The organism is Microcystis sp. M44BS1 (assembly GCF_020244875.1).
Lineage (GTDB): Bacteria > Cyanobacteriota > Cyanobacteriia > Cyanobacteriales > Microcystaceae > Microcystis > Microcystis panniformis.
Map to the genome: position 1 here is coordinate 1 of NZ_JADBVM010000096.1, position 16,636 is coordinate 16,636.

Consider the following 16,636-nt stretch of genomic DNA (forward strand, 5'->3'; position numbering starts at 1 on the left):
TGCCTTGCGAGCGGGAGCATCCTATAATTATTTGTTAGTGGATGGGAAAAGACGCTTAACAGAAAGAGAAATGCTACGTTTACAAGGTTTTCCCGATGATTATCAAATTGTCGGCAGTTATCAAACTATGCGAAAATTAACCGGTAATAGTGTAGCGATTTCCTGCGTAGCTGCTGTGGTTAATTCTGTAATCGAGTCTTTGTTAGATGTTGCTCAAGCATCAACTAATTCATTCTCGTTCAATCGACACCTTAATTAAGTTTATTTTTGACTTAGGAGTTTTAGATAGTGGTAATTATTCAAGACGCTTTTAATTCCCTATATAGACAGCCTCGTAGGTTGGGTTGAGCGAAACAATACTGGGTCGAAAATGGCTTAATTCGCCTGAAAAAGCGAAACCCAACCACCCCAAAAGTTACTCTTGGTTGGGTTTCCTTGCGTCAACCCAACCTACAATAATTGGTACTCTACTGATATGTAGCATATACTCAACAGATTTAGTATCAAGCCTCTTAGGTTGGGTTGAGCGAAACAATACTGGGTCGAAAATGGCTTAATTCGCCTGAAAAAGCGAAACCCAACCACCCCAAAGGTTACTCTAAAATTAGCTGACCCATTGCCTTGAGAATTTGGAGCAGATTAATTGCTGATTCAGGATACATTAAATTAAGTTCTGGCATTATCTGATAAGTGGGGTTAGTTTCTTGTCTGAGATAGACGAACATATATTGTAAGCCATTAGTCGCTAATCCCCAAACTGAGGGTTGTCTTTCTAAGCTATTGTAGGCATAAGTCAATAATTGAGGTAATCCCTGACGGACTTCGATTCCACTCTCTTTAGCTTCAATGACTAAAATCCAAAAAGGGATATCATTGACAGTTGCTATCGAATTATTTACCGTGACAATATCAAAGCGTCCGCTAATAGTTTTATCTTCATCCACAAGGATAATATTATCAATCCCTTCTTCAACCCTAATCTTAATCGGATAACGATAAAAACCCGCTAACCGCAATAGGGGAAATAGGGTTAAAACTTTAACTTGTCCTTCTGATGCTTTATCTTCCATCAAATAGGGTCGAAAATCGTTGCGGATTTGAACAAGTTCTAATTTTTCTGCCTCGCTGACGGTTTCCAAAGCTAAAAGCTCTGTAAATGAAACATCTTCAAGCTTTTCTTGAAAATGGAGATGACGTTGAACATCAGCAAGGGTTAGTTTACTCGTTTTGAGGGTCAGCATTGATTGAGCAAGCAGTACAGCGCTGTTTCCATGATAGCGGAAAATAGGTGTCTCGGCTGTTCTTCCTAACAAAATAAGCCAAGACAGAAACACCAATTTAAGAATAAAGTTGCTGCGTGGGGTGCGGATTGTTGATTTGGGTTTTTTAACAGAATTGGTAGCCTTCTAATGCACTTTACACTCGTCGGCGATCTACGATCAAGTTATTTTTGAACGAAAAGCACCCCAAGGTCATATTTCTTGTAGTTAGAGGTTTGATTGAGTTGGGGATGGTGGGATGGGATTGGAATGGGGAGAAGTGAGGTGGACTTATACTCAAACTCCTTCTCCAGCGCTCCCAACTCCCGTGCAGTCTTAACGAGTAATTTAGATAGTCAACAGCTTACCAAATTTAGGTTACACTTCCTCTTGATGGGAAAGACTGTATCTTGAGAAAATAATTAGGCTAAATAGACCCGAATTTAGGGGGTATTTTCTGAAAAAGAATCACTATAATTAAATAAAAATGGTACGCTATTTTTTCCCGCTCCATCCATGACTAAAACCCGGGGCATTTGCGCCCCACCTTCGCGCCAAGCTTCAATCGCTTCTTTCTGTAAAACCAATCCTCCTCCCTGTTCTTTTAAAGTTTCTGCTAATAGTCTTTGTGCCTCAGCTTTCCCTTTAGCGCGATTAATTTCTGCCTGGGCCTGTTGTTCTGCTTCTTGGGTGATATAAACGGCTCTTTGGGCGCGTTGTTCTGCGATTTGTTTATCTTCGACGGCCCGGGCAAATTCTGGAGAAAAATTCAAATCTACCACACTGGTATCTAAGACTAGAATACCATACTTTTCTAACCGAGTCGATAGGGCATTATCAAAGTCTTCTTTTAACTCACTGCGTCGAGTAATTGCCTCCTCTACGGTTCTTTTAGCGGCGGCAATTTTAAAGGATTCTTGGGTTTGAGGGGCGATAATTTTAGCGACAATATTTTGTAAAGTTCCTTGGGTTCTTCTAATTGCCACTACCTGCGTCGGATCGAGCCGAAAATTAATCGCAAAACTAGCAGATAAATCCTGTAAATCTTTAGTGGAACTTTGGGCGGGAACTTCAAATTTTTGCACCGTAACATCGTAGATATCGACACTAGAAACAAAGGGAGGTTTAAAGTGCAATCCCTCCAATAAAACCCCGTCTTTAGCTTTTCCTAAAACACTTAAAACCCCCGCTTGTCCCGGGGTGATGATCACATAGGCATTAAAGGCCGCTAAAATGACAATAGTGGCCAATAATCCCCCAATCAGGGAAAGTAAATTAATAGCATCTTTCTGGTTCACAGTTTATACTCCTTGACGAGCGACTAAAGCGAGAATTTTTGTTGCGATCGCTTGATTGACAGGCATCACTGACAGACGATTTCCTGTCCTTACTAATAATAATTCATCGGCGGTAAAATTTTGTTTTAAAATTCCCAGGGGCAGCAGTTGGGGAAAAAGGCGATCGAACTCAACTTTAACCGTCCACCAGCGCGGGCAATCCAGGGAGGCTTTAGAATCATAGTAGGGACTATTGCGATCAAATTGTGTCGGATCGATCATATCGGTTTCCACTACGCGCATCAAGCCGACAATCCCCGGCGGGGTCGTATTAGAATGATAAAAAAAGGCTAAATCTCCCCGCTTCATCTGACGGAGAAAATTGCGCGCTTGATAATTTCGCACTCCCTCCCAAATAGTTTGACCATCTTTTTTTAAATCCCCGATACTATAGACATTGGGTTCCGATTTCATTAACCAATAATTTAAATTCATCATTATTTATAGTTGTTATTAATTCAAATAAGCTCAAAAATATTTTTAGCCGTTCCTGTCAGCCTTGTTGCCATAGGGTTAAATATAATTCACTTTAGCTGCTTTTGTAGTTCTACTCAAACAATTATTGGGAAGAATGTATCTAAAAATACTTTTGTTAGCAGCAATTTTTAAGGACTATGAGCCTTCAAGTCTAGCTATTCTTGGCAACCGTCAGTTTTTCCCTATGGCTAAAAATAATTTATTCTCCAATAATAAATCGCTCAAATAAGCTGTAAAATAGGATACATTGCCCTAAAAATCTCTAGCCAATCCATAGATTATCGGTGTTCCAAGCCACTCGCCGCCGTTTAGCCTTATGGTACACTGTTGTCACTGCCATACTACTGCTTTTTCTCGCTACGGGAATGTATTTTTATGTGCGGCATACCCTAGTGGATCGCATTGATGATACCCTCAAACACATCATTGAGGTGGTAAATCGTTCCCTCGTGATCGAATCGATTCCCCCGAACCAAGGACGTTATCGCGTCGATCCCCTTGCAAGTTTTCCCAGTCAGGGTAAATCCGTCGAGGACGATCATATAGATTTGGAATGGTTTGATCCCCAAGGTAATCTACTTTGGTCAACTCTGGCTGAATCCTTAGATATTCCCCTCCATCCCCACCGTCAGGGGGAAACTATTCGCTTATCCGATGATCGTCTGCTGCGACAAATAACCGAAAGGGTGGAAATCGATCATCATGTTTTGGGATATCTGCGGGTAAGTCATCCTTGGTTTGAGGTGACAAAACCGATTAGACAGCTATTATTGGATTTAATCGCCGGAATTTGCCTGATGATTGCTAGTGTTGCCTGGATTGGTTGGTTTTTGTCCGGTTTAGCCATTCAACCGGTAAAAGAGTCCTATCAGAGTTTAAAACAATTTACCGCCGATGCTTCCCATGAATTACGCAATCCGATCGCCACTATTCAAACTAACGTGCAAATGGCGATCGCCTATCCCCAAACTGGCCATCAACGCTTGCAAGTGATCGATCGTTTAACGGAAAGATTGGGCAATTTAGTCAATGATCTGCTCTTTTTAGCCCGTTCTGATAGTGGCATCGTCCAACCGATCGAGCAAGCTGTACCTTTGGATGCTTTATTGATGGAAGTGGTGGAAGAACAGCGTTTAATCGCCGATAAGCAGGGAATTTCCCTCTCTTTGTCGATTGTGGAACCGAATCAAGAGGATTTTTCCTACAGCGATGAAATGTTTACTATGCAGGGAGATTGGGATCAATTAGCCCGTTTATTCACAAATTTAATTTCTAATGCCCTAAAACACGCTTTTTTGCCCGAATCTGAGCCTAAAAATGTGGCAGTGGAATTGGAAAAAAGTAAACGCGATCGACAATCGGTGTTACTGGTACGCGTCAAAGATAACGGAATCGGCATTCCCGAGGCTGCTTTGTCCCATATTTTCGATCGCTTTTATCGTCTCGATCCCGCACGACAAAATTCTGCCACCTCCGGGGGAACAGGATTAGGATTAGCGATCGCTTTAGCGATTACCCTCAGTCATCATGGACAAATTAGCGTCGAAAGTCAGATCGATCGAGGAACAGTTTTCACCGTCACCCTACCAAAAAGCCATCAACGGGAGAAAAAAACCGAAAAGTCAGAAGCTCGACACCTCTGACTTCTTTTCATACCCCCAAGGGAATTCGAATCCCTGTCGCCTCCGTGAAAGGGAGGTGTCCTAGGCCACTAGACGATGGGGGCTTAGATTTCAGACCTTTTTAAATATAACAATAATCTTTCTGGGAGTCAAGGGTTTTGGCAAAAATTTTTTTTATCCCGCCCTTGCACAATAGGATAGTCTAAATGAAGATGTTATCGCCCAAAATCCATGGCTGCCGATCCCTATAAAAGCCGACTGTTCAACCTGATCAACCGTCGCTTGATCCGTCTGAAAGATAACCTCGGCCGCGTTTCCCGTCGCGGTCAAAATGCGATCGCTCTTGCCCTGCAAATAGCCATCTATCCCGTCTATTTACTGGTACAATCGCTGCGGGTGACGGCTAATCAATTGGGGAACAGTCTCCAGAAACAATTATCACCCCCCAGCAAGGAGGGGACGGATGCGATCGCAGAATTTCTCCAGAGCTTATCCGACCAAGAAACGGCATTTATTGGCATAGCAGCCGATCTAGAGGATCAAGCTTTAGTTTTCGTCACTAACGATCACCAGACCGTTAAAATCACCGATAATCAAACCCAAAGACAAATAGAAAAACAAATTAGGACGGCACTGGCTAATTACGCCCTCGAAAAACGGAGAATTAAGCGATTAAATCCTCAGTATCCGCCTTTATTACCAAATTTTACCGATAAAAATTCTGTCTTGCCTCCGATCCGTTGGTTTTGGGAGCTACTACGCTGGGAACAACAGGGACAGATAGCGATCGCCATAAATCTATTCCAAGAATCCCATCTCGTCAAAACCCCGACACCACCCTCCTTACCACTGCCTAATTTAAATTCTCAAGCAATTTTAGGAGTTATTGACGAAAAATTAGCGATTTTCGAGGCTAAATTTCTCGCTATCTCCCCCGCAATCCCCGGTAGTTTGAGCCACACCCCTAACCCTCCTTCCGATCTCGTTAACCAGTCCCCGACTCTGGAGAAAAATTCCTCCTATCTCTGGCGCCTTTATTGGTTAATTTATGCGGCGATCGAGCATTTCTGGGCAAAAGAGAAGAATAATTTAGAATATAGTGCTGATTCACCCGCTTTATCGGCAAAATATCCCCTAAGTCTTCCTAATTCTCTGCTGATCACCTTCAAGCAACGTCTCCAGGATTGGCTAGAAAAACAAACCCAAGCGGATCCCTTCACGATCGGCAAACTCATCCAAGCGGCGATCGATCACTTCTTTTCCTCTCGCCAATCCCTGACATTTTCCGCCGTCAGCGAGCAACCTTGGCTAGAATCCGCCGATATATTGGCTATTTCTCCCCAAGACTCCGAAAAACCCCGCCTTAATCCCGCTTATCCCCTTCCCCAGTCCCCAGTCACCCCAACCGAGCCTTCTAGCACAGAAAAAGTTTTTAGTCAAGGAAAACAAAATAAATCTTTACAAAAAATCCCCCCGGCCGCCGCTGAAATTACTCCTGGAGAATCCCCCCCCGCAACCCAATTAGATCCCCGCTACGCTAGGGAGATAATTCAACCAATTAACGAAGAATGGTTAGAAACCGAATCAACCCCCGTCGGCTACGTTAAACACCCCTTAGAACGGATTTTAGAGGGATTAGATGCGATTATTTTATGGGTGGAGGAATTAGTTATTAAAATCTGGCGTTGGTTGCGGTACAATCGACGCATTTCTAAATTACTCAAACGCAAACGCTAAATCGATCGGTTTTGGGTATAGCCGAGCGGGTAGTCTTTCTGTTGTGAGAAACTTGAGACTATCTTTAGGGACTTACCTCTGTCAATCCCTAGCGCTGCACTTCACTTTTGAATGAACATTGGCTGCTCGGCAGTTAAGTTCATGGCTATAATCTGAAATTACCCAAATTTATCGACAAAAATAAGCTAAACTAACGGCAAAGATAATAAGTTTTGATTTTTTTCCTTGGCATTACTTATGGACGGTATCTGTACCTTAGCTAACGATCGCGTTTACGATCAATTAATCGCTCTACTCAACAGCATCGAGGTAAATGGGGGAAAAGCTCTTCCTGTTTGTGTCTATCCCTACGATGACAACATCGAACGTATCAAAGCGGAAATTGCTCAACGTCCTAACGTACAGTTGTTTGATAATCAGGAAATTATTGAACGCTGGGAAAATTTCGCCAAGTCGATTTGGGATAGCCACCCGCAAGCCCGCGAACGTTGGTTGAAATCGGGTTGCACTGACCGATATTATCGTATGGGAATGCACCACCGTTTTATTGCTTTTGATAGTCCCTTCGATCGTTTTATCTACATGGATGGGGACACCTTGCTACTCGATGCCATTGATAAAATCTTCGCTATTCTAGATAGGCACGATTGTGTTGTTTATGACTTTCAGCACAAAGATCCCACTCATGTCTATGAAGTTTCTCAACCAAAATTATTCGAGGTTTTTTCCCGTGATCGTATCGAAAAGGAGATTTTTTGTGCAGGTTTCTACGCTTCTAAAACTGGTTTATTCGATGAAAATCAGCGAGATTGGCTCATAGAACAATTGCGAGCAGGAGAAGCGGAAATTCTCTATCCGATGGCTCCCGATCAAACTATCGTCAATTATATGATGATGCGCTCAAATTTTTCTATATATAATCTAGCTCTTCAATTGCCTAAAGAAGAACGCACCGGCTGCTGTGTCACCTCTCCCCATTTTCAGGCTTTAGATAATATTCTTTACGATCAGGGCAAACGGTTGACATACCTTCACTACATCGGTTTATCTTCCTCTCTGTTTACTCGACTTTGTAGCGGTGAAAATCTCGATTTTCCCTATCGAGATATTTTCTTACACTATCGTTATCTCTACGAACCTAGTCAACGTCCTATATTTACCGGTAGTCCCAAACCCTATCAACCACCGACCCCAACCTTTTGGCAAAAAGTAACCAGAAAACTCGGCTTAGTAAAATAATAATTACAGTCATTTCAATTATTAAGATTGAATCGTATCAGACTTATCTGAAATGACTATACATTTTCAAGGTCTAATCTTCTGCATAAGAAGAGTCCAGGCGAAAAAAAACCAAAAAGTAGCGGAATGTATAGCGCGCCACTACATCTCAGAAAAAACCCCTTACAATAGAGACAAAAGTGATCGGAGATCAATGGGGGTGAACGTCATGTTAGTGATTTTAACCGACGAACACATTCTCGATACGGGTTCTGTCTGTCAGGGCTGTCTTTTAGCCAACCAGCAGGGGCAACCCCGGTGGCGAGAGGGTAAACTAGGCTGTGGTCACTCCTTGGGTAAAGGAGGAAGCCAACAGCCCAATCTCTACGAGTGTCAGATGGGCTTTACAATTGCTAATATTGAAGGCTAATCAGACCTTTTAAATGCTCAACTTAGAGTTGAGTTAGGGGGATTTTCTTGGGACTCGGAGGAGAGAATCAAGGCTATTACTAATCCCCAATTCAGCTTAGATACAATGACAATAATGGCTGAGGGTTTCGTAGCATCGATCGTAGGCTTTTTGGGCTTGGGTTAAAACAGCGTCGGAAATTTCTATATCTAATTTTCTGGCTTGTTTAATAATTTTACCCGCTTTGATATTCTCGGAAGAATCTCCTATACCGCGGCTGCCAGTGGTTTTTAAAACTCGATATTCTTCAGAAAATCCCGTTTTAGTATCGAGATGACTCTGTAAACTATTAAAGACCAATTGACTTTGGTTTAATACCTGATCGTGGGTGATAAATAAACTCTTTTCTTTGCTGTTAATTAATCGAGCATAACCTTCTAGGGTGGCTAAACGACCAGTATAATAGCCTAGCGCGTGCTGCTCGTTTTGATGGGGTTTAAGATCTAGAATACTAGCTAAAGTGCGCTTCGGTTCTCGTAGTAAAAATATGGTCTTAACCGGATCAGATTGCAAAAAACTATGATCTAAAAACTTCTGATCATGAAGAACTTTATCTAAAATATATTTATGATTCATGTTTAAATCTTTCAAACGCCAGTAGAGTTGAAACATTAAAGTTTTAAAATCCTGTTCACTCTCATAAACCAGATGAGTTTCGCCAAAACCGATAATTTCAGGATTAGAATTGAGGATATGGGTCAATAAAGACGAACCCGATCGCATATGGCTAAGAATAAATAAAACCTGATAGGGTTGGGGACGAAAGAGAATTTTATAGGGGTCTTTGGGTGTATCAATGCGTACCTGAAAATACTTATAAGTTAAACGATGGGTTAAACCCTGCCAAGATTGGGGTAAGCGATCGAGGGCTATAGTCATAGGTTAATAAGGAATTGTGTCAACTTGTCGCGAAGATTCCCCTATAATGTATCCCATTTAAGACCCAAACAAAAGTGAGGTTTATACAAAATGGGATTGCCAAGTTGTTCGCTCTGGTTTTTTACGGCGCGAACCGATGTCTGGTTTATGATGAACACTATTCCCCATCTAGTCAAAATGAGTCAGTTTCCCTTCCAGGAAAAGGTACTCGCTATTGACACGGCCCCCTTAAGCGGGGAAAAGGTTAATCGCCCCGGACTGGGTACAATGGAGGAGTTAAGAGCCTGTGCTGAAAAATTAGTTAAAGAAGGCATAATCGATCGCCTAGTGGATTTTAACTACGATCCCAGCTATCGTCAGCGTATCTATCAAAAGCATTTCGGCAGTCCCCTCCGTTCCACCCATAACTACAAAGGTTATCCGATTTTCGGCTCGATCTTCAAAATCGAGTCATGTCGCAGCGATTATATGGTTCATTATGACAGCGACATGATGCTCTACCAAGAACCGGATTACAGTTGGATCCGCGAAGGGATCGAGTTAATGGAAACCCATCCAGAAATGATGTTTGTGCGTCCTTTGTCCGGTCCACCCCGGCCTGATGGTACGATTTATTCTCAGCATCCTTGCACGAAAAATCCCGACGGATTCTATCAATTTAAATTTTTTGGTAGTCGTGCCTATTTACTTAATTGTCGTCGCTATGATCGCCTTTTACCGATCACCCCCCTCTGGCGCTCTTATAAAAATACCTTTCTCGATCATTTACCCGATGGTTTAAAAGCTTGGGGCAATATTTTGACTGGGAAAGGAAAACTCGACTCTTGGGAAATTATGGTTTCTCGCTCCCTAGAACAAAGCAACTACTATCGCGCCACTCTCACCAATGCCAAGGGTTGGACTTTGCACCCCAACGAGCGCTCTGCCGCTTTTAGGCAAGCTTGGCCGACTATTATCGAAAAAATCGAAGCGGGTATTTACCCACCGCCCCAAGCTGGTTATTATGACCTGATTCCGGAATTATGGTATTAAAAGAGCCTTAGTTCTCTAGATTTGAGGTGAGGCGGTACTTAGAGATTGCTGGTGAAGCGATATTTTTGTTTGAATTAGAGAAGACAGGAAGGAACAACCCAAAAGAAAACCCAACCACCGCCGGAGATTGGGTTTTCTGGTTATGAATTGATTTTAAGGGGCCAAAGCGTTACCGCGCAGGAGAGAACCGATAGTTTTAGCGGCAATCTTCATCTGTACGAGAGGATTAGCGGGAACAACGGTTTTATAGAGATAACTGTCAAAAGTCATCTTCTGTACGTCCTTTTGGGAATTGCCTTGGGAGTGATCGGCAAGCTAGGTCAGAACAGGATTGAAGGGGTTGACATTTTATTTAGGTACGCTATATTCTAAAAACAATTGGCTCTCCCAGATTTGGTGGGTAAAATGTATTCTAAAATACAGTTTGGGGGCAGTGAGTGGAACGAACCACAGAGACACAAAGGACACAAAGATTGATCGCTACTATATAAGTTTAACTTATCACACAAGGAATAAGAGAGCCAACAATTTCATAGGACTATAATATGAAAAACAGTACAAGTGATATCACATACGAACAATTAACATCCCAAGAAACTGAATTGCAAGAAGAAGAAGAAGAAGAAGAAGAAGAAGAAGAAGAAGAAGAAAGTTCAGACTTCTTCGATCCAACCAAAATCAGAATTACGACCAAACAAATAACCATGGATCTTTTGATCAAAAGAATTGAATATAAAGAAATTAACTTAAATCCTGATTTTCAACGTAACGCTAACATCTGGACTGATAAGGCTAAAAGCAGATTAATCGAATCTCTGTTAATACGAATTCCTCTGCCAGCATTTTATATGGATGCAACCAAGGAAGACGAATGGCTAATTATAGATGGATTGCAAAGACTGAGTACATTCAAAAGCTTTATTCTTGATGAGAAGCTTGTCTTAAAAGACCTAGAATTTTTAAAGGAATTAGAAAAGAACAAGTATTCAGATTTATCTCGTAACTATAAACGCAGAATAAATGAAGCAGAGTTTATTGTGTATTTAATTGAACCTGGTACACCACCTAAAGTTAAGTATAACATTTTTAGAAGAATTAATACTGGAGGATTACCTCTCAATTTACAAGAATTTCGTCAAGCGATAAATCCAGGTCAAGCCATAAAAATTCTCAAGGAATTAGCAAACATTCCAGAATTCCAAAAATTGACAAGTTTTAGTCAAAAAAGAAAGAATCGCATGGTCGATCATGAATTTATCTTAGGATTTATTGCTTTTACTTTAATAAGCTACAATTGCTATTCGTCTGATAAAGGTCGGGATGATTTTTTAGATCAAGCAATGAAAAAGCTAAACAAAATAGATGAAAATCGAGTACAAGAAATCAAAAATAAGTTTATTTTTGCCATGAAAGCGGCAAATAATATTTTTGGAGAAGATGCTTTCCGTAAAATCCGTAAAATCACAGAAGATGGAAAAAGAAAATATCCTATCAATAAAGCTCTTTTTGAAAGTTGGTCAGTTACCCTGAGTGATTTAAGTGAACAAGAACTTGAAACATTAATTGAGAGAAAGGAGAACGTCAAGGAAGTTTTTATTAAAAAAATGGAAGATGATAGTAATTTTCTCGAATCTGTTTCTCAAGCAGCCACTAAAGTTCCCTATAGATTTGATACAATTAAAGAAATAATAAAAGAGGTGTTATCATGTTAGAATCATTAGTGTTAAAAAATTTTAAGATTTTTGAAAATCAATCTTTTGACTTAAAACCGCTAACTTTGCTCTCAGGATTAAATAGTAGTGGCAAATCCACTTTGCTACAATCCTTATTATTACTTCGCCAGTCCTATAAGCAGGATTTATTACCAAAGGAAGGATTAGCATTAAATGGTGATTTAGTTCGTATTGGAACAGCTAAAGACGCTCTCTTTGAAGGTGCAAAAGAAGATTCAATTACTTTTGAAATTACCAGCGCAGATCATGGTAAAAGTTCATGGGTTTTTGAATATGATCCTAATTCTGATGTTCTTCAACTATCTCCCCTGTCCCAAGATACTATTCCTCAAGAAATTTACCGATCCAATCTTTTTACTGATAAATTTTACTATCTACGAGCAGAAAGAATGTCTCCAAGTCCACATTTTGAAATTTCAGAATTTCAAGTCAAACAGCATAAACAGCTTGGAAGTAAGGGAGAATTTACAGCACATTTTCTTTCTATCTACGAAGAAGAGAAAATTAGAGATTCAAAATTAGAACATCCTCAAGCAATTTCTACAAGTTTTAAAAATCAAGTGGAAGCTTGGATTGGAGAAATTAGCCCTGGAACTAGAATCATAATCTCATCTCATCCAGAAATGGATTTAGTCAGTTTACAATACTCTTACGGACTGAGTAATCCTTATCGTCCTACAAATACTGGGTTTGGTATTACATATATACTACCTATTGTTGTGGCTTTATTATCATCTGTTACAGATACGTTAATTTTATTAGAAAATCCTGAAGCACATCTTCATCCAAAAGGACAATCTAAGATAGGAGAACTGTTAGCATTAGCGGCAAGCTGTGGGGTACAAATTATAGTAGAAACTCATAGTGATCATGTCTTAAATGGTATTCGTCGAGCGGTAAAAAATAAGAAAATTAATGCTCAAGATGTACGAATTCATTATTTTCAAAGATATTTGAAACAAGGACAAGCTGTATCAGAAGTTATTTCACCCATTCTTTATCAAGACGGAGGAATTGATCAGTGGCCTGATGGATTTTTTGATCAAGTGGAAAAAGATTTAATGGAGTTGCTTTAAAATGAAGTTTTTGATTAATGAACTTTCTTTTACTGGGCAAGCTAAAAACGACAATGAGGCTTACGAACTGCTCAAAAACTTATATGATATCATCCAAGAAGTAAAACCTATACAGAACAATTATCCTATCCAGACTCATAGTAGTTTATCTCAACAAAAAATATTATCTAATCTTACTATTCATCAATGGATTTGCCAAAAAATAAAGTCTCCTCATCTACAAGAGCAAGTGCTGGCTAAATTGTTGATACGAATTTTAAACAAGGGACCATTTATCGATAACCAAGGATTGCTTGAATCTTGCGAATGCTATTTTAACAACAAAAATATTACATCGAGTTCTTTAACTGGAGCGGTGAAACTTAAAGGTAGTTTACTCAGTTTACAAAAATCGGACGATTTTGTTGATGAAACCGTTGAGGTAACATTTCGAGAAAAAAACCAATCCTCTGAAAATGTTACCATCAGAAATTTAACCCAGATTACTCAATCTAGAAAATTATGTCCTCGTTACACTGGAACTCCTAAACATGATTCATCATTGAAAGGAACCGCACCTAGTGTTAAAGGAACTCCAATGGATTTAACAATCGAAGAAGCTCAAGAAGTCTTAAATCATTCCATAGATTATAAAAAAAAACGCTATGGATATCAAAAAGAAAAAAACAAGTTTTATGTATTTCATCCCAATAACAGTTATGATTCTGATGGCTATCCACTTTATCACGGGTTTCCAATTTCTGATTCTCAAGTTCCCCCTACAATTAAGAAAGACCTAGGAATAGGAAAACCATGACTCCCATCGAGGGGTAAGCGCATCTTAACAATCCTTGACAAAATGAACTTTATATGGGCTGCTTACCCACGATTCAGGCATATTTGAGGAGAATTTGCTATCTCAATTGTTAAGCAAGATAGGAGATGAAACAACCCAAAAGAAAACCCAATCACCGCCGGAGATTGGGTTTTCTGGTTATCAATTGATTTTAAGGGGCCAAAGCGTTACCGCGCAGGAGAGAACCGATGGTTTTAGCAGTAATCTTCATCTGTACGAGAGGATTAGCGGGAACAACGGTTTTATAGAGATAACTGTCAAAAGTCATCTTCTGTACGTCCTTATCGGAACACATTTCCACAAAAGCTTCCCGGGTGGCATCGGTACGGTAGAAAACCCGTTGCAGGATATCTAACACCAGATAGGTCATACCGTATTTCTTATCCCAACGCTTGAGGTAGAGTTTTAACTCGTCCTCTGTGGGAATACGTTGGCCGCCGTTGGTGACTTCGACAATGGTTTCCGCACACATCCGTGCCGATTTAGCGGCGAAATAGATGCCTTCTCCCGAAGACTTAGTAACTGTTCCCGCAGCATCGCCAACGAGGGCCACACGACCAACTACACGGCGAGGACGGGGATGTTCGGGGATGGGGTGAGCCTCCACGCGGATGATTTCGCCACCTTCCAGACGACGGGCCGCACGAGCGCGAATACCAGCCTGTAGGTCTTTAATCATGGCTTTATTGACCTTCATTGTGCCAGTACCGACGGCGACGTGATCGTATTTGGGGAATACCCAAGCGTAGAAGTCGGGGGATACGTCTTTTCCTACATACATTTCCGCCAGATCTTCGTAGTAGGCCATTTTATCTTGGGGAAGACGGATGCGTTCTTGGAAAGCGATCGCATAGTTGTAATCCCCAGCATCAATAGCTTTAGCAATGCGAGAATTGGCACCGTCGGCACCGATAACCACATCCACCTTCAGAGATTTCATTTCCCCTTGGGAATTGCCGTGGGAGTGATCGGCGTAGTGTAGGGTGTAGGGATCGGTGCTATTGGTGGGAATGTCGAGACCGTAAACGGTTCCGTTGATTAAATGCGCTCCTAATTTATGGGCGCGTTCTCTCATAAAACCGTCGAGGACTTCCCGACGACACATACCGATATATTCGTCTTGATTATCGAGATTAATATCGACTTCGACGTTAGAGGGGGAGATCATTTTCATTTTTCTCACCCGGCGATCGATAATTTCAGGAGGTAGGTCAAATTCGCTCACCATACAGAGAGGAATCGCTCCACCACAGGGTTTAGCATTATCTAATTTGCGTTCAAATAAATAGGTTTCAATGCCTGCTTTAGCTAATGTTTCTGCCGCCGAAGAACCGGCCGGCCCTGAACCCACAACAGCGACTCTTAACACTCAGGTTTTCTCCTACATACTTACGAGCGAGTACGCTTTGCAGTGTACCACAGGGGTTTAGCCGAAAGGAACGAGATTCTCCGATTCTGCCCGATCTTGCAACAGTGCTTAACATCCTCTGTTACAAAAGTTTATTTTACTGCCCGTAGATGTTTTTTTATCGATGTGTTGTATTGTGTTACACCCCTCTCCCAAACTGGAAAAGGGGATAGCTGCGAGGATTGTTAACCTCTTGCTTTCAACCAATCGCTAATAGCGGGGGGTAAATCCCGTTGCACTTTGCCACTGACATACATTCCGATATGTCCGACGGGGAAAGCACAAGCGGTATAGTCAGAAGTACCGATATAATTCCCTAAAGCGAGGGAAGAAGCGGGAGGGACAAGGTGATCTTTATCCGCATAAAGATTGAGAATTGGCATAGTCAGATTGTGTAAATCTACCCGTTTATCTCCTAACATCACTTCCCCTTTAATCAGTTTATTTTGCTGATAGAAATCCTTGAGGAACTGTCGGTAGGATTCTCCCGCTTGGTCGGGACTATCAAAAATCCATTTTTCCATACGCAGAAAATTAACTAATTTTGATTCGTCTTCCATGATGTCAGGAAAATCGAGGTATTTCTGATAACCTAACTGTAAAGGTTTCAATTCCAGAAACTCTAAGTTGAGAAAATCTCCTGGAATATTGCCCATGGTATCTACCATTAAATCGATGTCTAATGCTTCGGAACCCAAGGAACATCCCCCGCGCATATTTAAGAGGGTCTCGGTTTGATAAAAGTCCACCGGTGTCACCATTGTCACCAGATTTTTTATCTTATCAGGATAGAGGGAACTATAGCATAAACTAAAGGTTCCTCCCTGACAGATTCCTAAGAGATTAATCTTGTCGAGATGGTGACTTTGACGAATAAAATCGACGCAATTATCCACATAACCATTGATATAATCATCAAGGGTTAACCAGCGATCGCTTCTGGTGGGATATCCCCAATCAATTAAGTAGATATCTAAGCCTAATTTCAGCAGATTTGCCACTAAAGAACGCCCTTCCTGTAAATCTACCATGTAGGGACGATTGACCAAAGCATAAACCATCAGCAAGGGAATCTCGAAGGGTTTTTCGACCACGGGTTTAAAGTGGTAGAGAATGATTTTATCTTCCCGATAAACTGCTTCTTTTTCTGAGACTCCACACTGAATATCTTCTTCTTTAACTCGTTTGAGATTGTCCAAACCTTTGAGATTTTTCTGAGTTAATTCTAGATAATCTTGGGTAAAGTCTTCCAGTTTCACTTGCGTCAAAAATGGCCACATAATTTAATTCTCCTAGGGAAGTAGGGTGATAGGGAAGTGGGGAAGTGGGGAAGTGGGGATTTTTCAGTGAGCAGTGAACAGTAATCAGTAATCAGTGAAAAGAAAGTTCCTAAGTTTTCACCTAACACTATATACTTAAAACTGCAATCCGATAACTGATAACTGATAACTGATAACTGATAACTGATAACTGATAACTGATAACTGATAACTGATAACTGATAACTGATAACTGATAACTGATAACTGATAACTGATAACTGATAACTGATAA

15 protein-coding genes, 1 tRNA gene and 1 pseudogene are annotated in these 16,636 nt (G+C 40.9%); 9 read left to right on the plus strand and 8 right to left on the minus strand.

Going from position 1 to position 16,636, the window contains the following annotated elements:
- The coding region (locus IM515_RS06805; RefSeq protein WP_287629946.1) for a DNA cytosine methyltransferase at positions 1-259 on the plus strand (259 nt) is incomplete at its 5' end.
- 334 nt (positions 260-593) lie between these two features.
- Here IM515_RS06805 and IM515_RS06810 read toward each other — a convergent pair.
- The 3 genes from IM515_RS06810 to IM515_RS06820 form a co-directional block, all read right to left on the minus strand.
- Positions 594-1,241, minus strand: coding sequence for a type I restriction endonuclease subunit R (locus IM515_RS06810; RefSeq protein WP_043996064.1), 648 nt, complete (start codon positions 1,239-1,241; stop codon positions 594-596).
- Positions 1,242-1,702: 461 nt separating this feature from the next.
- A complete protein-coding gene (locus IM515_RS06815) occupies positions 1,703-2,557 on the minus strand; it encodes a prohibitin family protein (RefSeq protein ID WP_002769546.1) in 855 nt (284 codons plus the stop codon).
- A gap of 3 nt (positions 2,558-2,560) precedes the next feature.
- A complete protein-coding gene (locus IM515_RS06820) occupies positions 2,561-3,034 on the minus strand; it encodes an EVE domain-containing protein (protein WP_002769548.1) in 474 nt (157 codons plus the stop codon).
- A gap of 323 nt (positions 3,035-3,357) precedes the next feature.
- Between IM515_RS06820 and IM515_RS06825 the strand changes: the two genes are divergently transcribed.
- Positions 3,358-4,716: a sensor histidine kinase gene (locus tag IM515_RS06825; RefSeq protein WP_287629945.1), complete on the plus strand. Its 1,359-nt coding sequence runs from the start codon at positions 3,358-3,360 to the stop codon at positions 4,714-4,716.
- Positions 4,717-4,726: 10 nt separating this feature from the next.
- Here IM515_RS06825 and IM515_RS06830 read toward each other — a convergent pair.
- Positions 4,727-4,799, minus strand: a tRNA-Glu gene (locus IM515_RS06830).
- Positions 4,800-4,926: 127 nt separating this feature from the next.
- Here IM515_RS06830 and IM515_RS06835 point away from each other — a divergent pair.
- The 3 genes from IM515_RS06835 to IM515_RS06845 all read left to right on the plus strand — a co-directional run bounded on the left by IM515_RS06835 (position 4,927) and on the right by IM515_RS06845 (position 8,080).
- Positions 4,927-6,432, plus strand: a complete 1,506-nt coding sequence (locus IM515_RS06835; protein ID WP_287629944.1) for a hypothetical protein — start codon at positions 4,927-4,929, stop codon at positions 6,430-6,432.
- A 237-nt stretch (positions 6,433-6,669) separates the two neighbouring features.
- Positions 6,670-7,671, plus strand: coding sequence for an Npun_R2821/Npun_R2822 family protein (locus IM515_RS06840; protein ID WP_287629943.1), 1,002 nt, complete (start codon positions 6,670-6,672; stop codon positions 7,669-7,671).
- A 208-nt stretch (positions 7,672-7,879) separates the two neighbouring features.
- Complete coding sequence (locus IM515_RS06845) at positions 7,880-8,080, plus strand: hypothetical protein (protein WP_002735656.1); 201 nt, start codon at positions 7,880-7,882, stop codon at positions 8,078-8,080.
- A gap of 96 nt (positions 8,081-8,176) precedes the next feature.
- Here IM515_RS06845 and IM515_RS06850 read toward each other — a convergent pair whose 3' ends face one another.
- A complete protein-coding gene (locus tag IM515_RS06850; protein ID WP_287629942.1) occupies positions 8,177-8,998 on the minus strand; it encodes a sulfotransferase family protein in 822 nt (273 codons plus the stop codon).
- 90 nt (positions 8,999-9,088) lie between these two features.
- On the opposite strand from IM515_RS06850, the gene IM515_RS06855 reads away from it, so the two are divergent.
- Positions 9,089-10,030 carry a hypothetical protein gene (locus tag IM515_RS06855; RefSeq protein ID WP_287629941.1) on the plus strand — a complete coding sequence of 314 codons (942 nt, stop codon included), beginning with the start codon at positions 9,089-9,091 and terminating at the stop codon, positions 10,028-10,030.
- A 153-nt stretch (positions 10,031-10,183) separates the two neighbouring features.
- Here the strand turns inward: IM515_RS06855 and IM515_RS06860 are convergent.
- A pseudogene (locus IM515_RS06860) lies at positions 10,184-10,321 on the minus strand (geranylgeranyl reductase); the annotation flags it as partial.
- A 254-nt stretch (positions 10,322-10,575) separates the two neighbouring features.
- On the opposite strand from IM515_RS06860, the gene IM515_RS06865 reads away from it, so the two are divergent.
- The 3 genes from IM515_RS06865 to IM515_RS06875 are packed head-to-tail and all read left to right on the plus strand — an operon-like array spanning position 10,576 to position 13,635.
- Positions 10,576-11,742: a DUF262 domain-containing protein gene (locus tag IM515_RS06865; protein WP_287629940.1), complete on the plus strand. Its 1,167-nt coding sequence runs from the start codon at positions 10,576-10,578 to the stop codon at positions 11,740-11,742.
- Positions 11,736-12,839 carry an AAA family ATPase gene (locus tag IM515_RS06870; RefSeq protein ID WP_130756240.1) on the plus strand — a complete coding sequence of 368 codons (1,104 nt, stop codon included), beginning with the start codon at positions 11,736-11,738 and terminating at the stop codon, positions 12,837-12,839. The genes IM515_RS06865 and IM515_RS06870 overlap by 7 nt, the downstream gene beginning before the upstream one ends.
- 1 nt (position 12,840) lies before the next feature.
- A complete protein-coding gene (locus tag IM515_RS06875; RefSeq protein WP_287629939.1) occupies positions 12,841-13,635 on the plus strand; it encodes a hypothetical protein in 795 nt (264 codons plus the stop codon).
- A 190-nt stretch (positions 13,636-13,825) separates the two neighbouring features.
- On the opposite strand, the gene chlP is transcribed toward IM515_RS06875, so the two are convergent.
- Complete coding sequence (gene chlP / locus IM515_RS06880; RefSeq protein WP_002735532.1) at positions 13,826-15,043, minus strand: geranylgeranyl reductase; 1,218 nt, start codon at positions 15,041-15,043, stop codon at positions 13,826-13,828.
- Between the two features lie 224 nt (positions 15,044-15,267).
- Positions 15,268-16,362, minus strand: coding sequence for a class III poly(R)-hydroxyalkanoic acid synthase subunit PhaC (locus IM515_RS06885; protein ID WP_193955935.1), 1,095 nt, complete (start codon positions 16,360-16,362; stop codon positions 15,268-15,270).
- Positions 16,363-16,636 lie beyond the last annotated feature (274 nt).

What these genes read in the sequence shown, in the direction of transcription:
- IM515_RS06810 (WP_043996064.1), bottom strand. Translation starts at nt 1,241, where the DNA reads ATGCTGACCCTCAAAACGAGTAAACTAACCCTTGCTGATGTTCAACGT.
- IM515_RS06820 (WP_002769548.1), bottom strand. Translation starts at nt 3,034, where the DNA reads ATGATGAATTTAAATTATTGGTTAATGAAATCGGAACCCAATGTCTAT.
- IM515_RS06835 (WP_287629944.1), top strand. Translation starts at nt 4,927, where the DNA reads ATGGCTGCCGATCCCTATAAAAGCCGACTGTTCAACCTGATCAACCGT.
- IM515_RS06840 (WP_287629943.1), top strand. Translation starts at nt 6,670, where the DNA reads ATGGACGGTATCTGTACCTTAGCTAACGATCGCGTTTACGATCAATTA.
- IM515_RS06845 (WP_002735656.1), top strand. Translation starts at nt 7,880, where the DNA reads ATGTTAGTGATTTTAACCGACGAACACATTCTCGATACGGGTTCTGTC.
- IM515_RS06850 (WP_287629942.1), bottom strand. Translation starts at nt 8,998, where the DNA reads ATGACTATAGCCCTCGATCGCTTACCCCAATCTTGGCAGGGTTTAACC.
- IM515_RS06855 (WP_287629941.1), top strand. Translation starts at nt 9,089, where the DNA reads ATGGGATTGCCAAGTTGTTCGCTCTGGTTTTTTACGGCGCGAACCGAT.
- IM515_RS06865 (WP_287629940.1), top strand. Translation starts at nt 10,576, where the DNA reads ATGAAAAACAGTACAAGTGATATCACATACGAACAATTAACATCCCAA.
- IM515_RS06870 (WP_130756240.1), top strand. Translation starts at nt 11,736, where the DNA reads ATGTTAGAATCATTAGTGTTAAAAAATTTTAAGATTTTTGAAAATCAA.
- IM515_RS06875 (WP_287629939.1), top strand. Translation starts at nt 12,841, where the DNA reads ATGAAGTTTTTGATTAATGAACTTTCTTTTACTGGGCAAGCTAAAAAC.
- IM515_RS06885 (WP_193955935.1), bottom strand. Translation starts at nt 16,362, where the DNA reads ATGTGGCCATTTTTGACGCAAGTGAAACTGGAAGACTTTACCCAAGAT.